Genomic DNA, 4,171 nt, shown 5'->3' with positions numbered 1-4,171 from the left:
CTCGTGCAACGCGCAAAGGACGCGCGAAGAATGCGCGAGCGGGGACGGCCCGGCGGGACCCGTCCGGACGGGCCTGCCCAACCTGTGGGTTCGTGGGTCCACCCGGCCCTGGGCGCGAGCGGTCGGACCCCGGCCACCCGACCCGGCCCGGCCCGGCCACATGATCAGGTCGACAGGCCGAGCGCCTCCATCCGCGCCGTGTGCGCAAGGGTGATCCGGTTGAACAGCTCCGCCAACGCCGTCAGATCGCCCATCCCGTCCAGCAGGCCGGTGAGCGCACTGCGGTCCACCGCGACCCGCTGCGCCTCGGTCAGTGCCTCTCCCATCAGCCGCCGGGCCCACAGCGCAAGCCGGCCCGCCACGGTCGGATCGGCCTCGGTAGCCGCCCGGACACGTTCTACGGCGAACGCGGCGTGGCCGGTGTCGGCAAGGACATCGAGAACCAGCGCACGGACGTCAGGGGCGAGCACAGCGGCGATCTCGCGGTAGAAGTCCGCGGCGATGTTGTCCCCGACATACACCTTGACCAGGCTTTCCAGCCAGTCGGCAGGCGCGGTGAGGTTGTGGAAGTTCGTCAGCGGCGACACGAACGGCTCCATGGCCTTCACCGGATCGACCCCTGTCCGCACCAGATGAGCGCGGACCGCCTCGAAGTGCGCAAATTCGGCAGCGGCAATGCCGGCCAAGGCAATCTTGTCGGTCAGCGTGGGAGCCATCCGCGCGTCCGTGGCAAGCCGCTCGAACGCGGTCAGTTCGCCGAACGCCAGCAGCCCCAGCAGATCCACGACGGCGATGTCCGGCGCGGCCGTGCGGGCAGCGTCGCGGGCCTGGACGTCACGGTGCGCGAAAGAATCATGATCGCGCCACCTTTGGCTCTCCAGGTCGAGGCCGCGAGCGGAGCTGCCCCTGTCAGTCGACGGCGCCGGAAAGCCGACCCGGTCGGTACCCGTACTGTCCGTCATATCGGATCACCTCAACATCGTCCACACGTGAACTGCCCCGATATACCCCGACCGGAAGCAGGCCGGAACGCCTTACGGCGCAGGCACTTGCGGCATCTGACGGAATGGGCCGCACCACCCTGCCGAAGGTCATCGTGTCGGAACATGTCTCAGAGAGCAGCCCACAGGTTATCCTTATCATTAGCCGGGAGCTGCCAAGACCACTTCCGGCCCGCGCGGGCGTCGCCCCACTCCGGGTCAGCGGACCCCGCCGGTACATGTCGTGAGCGGGTGCAGCGTCGGATCCCGCTCATAGCGACTCGGGGACCTGGGCCTTCGGCGGCACGGGAGAAAGATGATCGTGCCGTCTCCGGCCCTCTAACAGACCAGGAGTATCCCGCTGTCCGTTTCAGCCGAAACCACAACACACAGACACGATGACCCCACGGATCCCACGGGGCACCCGGACACCGGCGAGACGGGGGCCCCAACAGCGCCGGCCACGACACCGGCGTCCGGCTTCGCCGACCTCGGTGTTCGCGAAGAGATCGTTGAGGCTCTGCGCGCCAAGGGCATCATCTCCCCCTTTCCCATCCAGGAACTGACGCTCCCGCTGGCGCTGGCCGGGTCCGACATCATCGGCCAGGCCCGCACCGGCACCGGCAAGACACTCGCTTTCGGCATCCCGCTCGCGCAGCGGGTGACCAGCCGCGGCGAAGGCGCCGACGGGCAACCCCAGGCACTCGTGGTCGTTCCCACCCGTGAGCTGTGCCTGCAGGTCACCGCCGACATCGACCGCGCCGGCTCGGGCCGCGGCCTGCGGGTGCTCTCGGTCTACGGCGGCCGCGCCTACGAGCCGCAGCTGGCAAGCCTGCGCGCCGGCGTGGACATCGTCGTCGGCACCCCCGGCAGGCTGCTCGACCTGGCCCGCCAGAACGCTCTCGTGCTGACGGCGGTACGCATGCTCGTTCTCGACGAGGCCGACGAGATGCTTGACCTCGGCTTCCTCCCGGACGTCGAGCGCATCCTCGCCCAGATTCCGGACATCCACCAGACACTGCTGTTCTCCGCAACGATGCCACCGCCGGTGATCTCACTGGCCCGCCGGTTCATGCGGCGGCCGGTCCATGTCACCGCGGAACACCCCAGCGAGGGCCGCACGGTGCCGGACATCAGCCAGCACGTCTTTCGCGCGCACGCGCTAGACAAGATCGAAGTGCTGGCCCGGGTCCTGCAGGCCGAGGGCCGGGGCCTGGCCATCGTGTTCGTCCGGACGCGACGCACGGCCGACAAGATCGCCGACGACCTGACGCAGCGTGGTTTCGCTGCCGCGGCCGTCCACGGGGACATCGGCCAGGGCCAGCGGGAACAGGCACTGCGGGCGTTCCGATCAGGCAAGATCGATGTGCTGGTCGCCACCGACGTCGCCGCCCGTGGCATCGACATCGGCGGGGTGACCCACGTGGTCAACTACCAGTGCCCCGAGGACGAGAACGTCTACCTGCACCGCATCGGCCGCACCGGCCGGGCCGGCGGCAGCGGCGTGGCGGTGACCTTCGTCGACTGGGACGATATGTCACGGTGGACCCTGGTCAACCAGGCCCTGGGTCTTTCCTTCGACACGCCGATCGAGACCTACTCCACCTCCCCGCACCTGTTCGAAGCCCTGGCGATCCCCGTGGATGCCCGTGGGGTGCTGCCGCAGGCGTCCCGCACCCGGGCCGGGCTTGCCGCCGAGCAGGTCGAGGACCTCGGGGAGACCGGTCGCGGTACGCGCCGCCGGCCGCGTCGGGCTGACGGCCGGTCGGACGCCGCATGCACCCAGGCGTCGGCCAGTCGGCCCCCCGCCGCCCGCACGACCCGGACCCGGCGCCGCACCCGTGGAGGCGGTGCGGCGGTCGCTGCGGTGGCCGCGGTTCCCACGGTCGCCTCCGCCGAGCTCACAGGCGCGGAACCGGCAACCCCCGCGCATGCGGACCCGGGGCATCCAGCCCCACAGCCGGCGGCGTCCGTGGAACTGCCCGGTGCACCGGGTGGCGGGCTGTTCGTGACCGAACCGCAGCCGTCCGGACTTGTCGAGCGGATACGACCGGCGGTCAGCACGACCGCTCTGTTCCTGGAGCCTGCTCCGCTCCGCCCGACAGTGGCCGATCCCGACATGGTGGATCATGGTTCTGGTGGGCCGGACTCCGGTGCGGATGATGCCGTGGTGAACGACCCAGGTCCCCGCCGACGCCGTCGTCGTCGTGACGATCGCAGTCGTTCCGTCGGCTCACCGACCGCGGACGCGAACCTGCCCGGCGGGCTGGACAACCGGATCGAGCGTCAGGCCGAGTCAGCCTGACCCGATCGCCATCAAGATCGGGAGGATGCGCGAACCCGCAGCCGGATGCGTACCCAGGTGATCCGCTGGCATGCCGGGCACCGCAACAGTGACCGGTAGCGCAGCCGTGGCAGCGGAACGTGCACGCTGGGGGTCAACAGGGCGACCGCCCCGCGCGGCCGGATCGTAGTCGTCTGTCCACAGCGGGAGCACAGCACGTCCAGGCCACTCGCCACCGGCCCGACCGGCCTGACCCCGCTGTAGAGGACCCGCTTGCCATGGACGTCACGGCCGACCGTTATGGGGGTGACGGACCGCTCGAGGGTCGCCGGCGGAGGCTGCGCGCTGCGCGGCCGCAACCGGTCGAAGCCAGCGGACGCGGCGTCCGCTCCCCGGCGGGAGTTCATCGGCTCGCGACCTGGGACACCGCGGTCGCCACCACCGGTGTCACAGCCGGCGGCCGTGCCGGTGATCTGGCCGGCAGTGCCGGCAGTGCCGGCGGTGCCGGCGGTGACACCCGGGCCCCGGCGTCCGGGCCGCCCTCCTCCTGGCGTTCATGCGCACCCGGACGTGGCCGAGCCCCTTGCGGCGCACCCGCGGCGGACTCCGCCTCCACGAGCGCCCGGGCATGTGACCGATATGCCTCCGCGCCCCTGGAACGCCTCGCCGTCGTGAGGATCGAGCGCCCGGAACCCGGCGCCTCGGCGAACCGGACCGACCGCGCTATGGGCGGCTGGAGCACCGTGACCACGTACCGGGCGGAGATGTCCACGAGAACGGCGCGGCCGTGCGCGGTCCGGGCGTCGAACAGGGTCGGCAACACCCCGCGGACCCGCAGGTCGGCATTGGTGAGGCGTTGCACGTCATGGACGGTGTCGAGCAGCTGCCCGACACCGCGATGCGACAG

4 protein-coding genes are annotated in these 4,171 nt (G+C 70.9%); 1 reads left to right on the top strand and 3 read right to left on the bottom strand.

Annotation, left to right across the window (positions count from 1 at the left end; genetic code table 11):
- Positions 1 to 164: 164 nt before the first annotated feature.
- Positions 165 to 962: a ferritin-like fold-containing protein gene (locus tag DD1DGNOD_RS05030; RefSeq protein ID WP_131765474.1), complete on the bottom strand. Its 798-nt coding sequence runs from the start codon at positions 960 to 962 to the stop codon at positions 165 to 167.
- Between the two features lie 379 nt (positions 963 to 1,341).
- On the opposite strand from DD1DGNOD_RS05030, the gene DD1DGNOD_RS05025 reads away from it, so the two are divergent.
- A complete protein-coding gene (locus DD1DGNOD_RS05025; protein WP_131765473.1) occupies positions 1,342 to 3,285 on the top strand; it encodes a DEAD/DEAH box helicase in 1,944 nt (647 codons plus the stop codon).
- Between the two features lie 11 nt (positions 3,286 to 3,296).
- Here DD1DGNOD_RS05025 and DD1DGNOD_RS05020 read toward each other — a convergent pair whose 3' ends face one another.
- Both DD1DGNOD_RS05020 and DD1DGNOD_RS28795 read right to left on the bottom strand, forming a co-directional pair.
- Positions 3,297 to 3,671, bottom strand: coding sequence for a hypothetical protein (locus DD1DGNOD_RS05020; protein WP_241251239.1), 375 nt, complete (start codon positions 3,669 to 3,671; stop codon positions 3,297 to 3,299).
- Positions 3,668 to 4,171, bottom strand: a 504-nt coding sequence (locus DD1DGNOD_RS28795) for a ParA family protein (protein WP_430827754.1), incomplete at its 5' end; no start/stop codon positions are given. The genes DD1DGNOD_RS05020 and DD1DGNOD_RS28795, both read right to left, overlap by 4 nt.

This window comes from Candidatus Protofrankia californiensis, assembly GCF_900634765.1.
Classification (GTDB): Bacteria; Actinomycetota; Actinomycetes; order Frankiales; family Frankiaceae; genus Protofrankia; species Protofrankia californiensis.
Note: the sequence above shows the minus strand (reverse complement) of the source record. Positions and strands in the feature narration are given on the sequence as shown.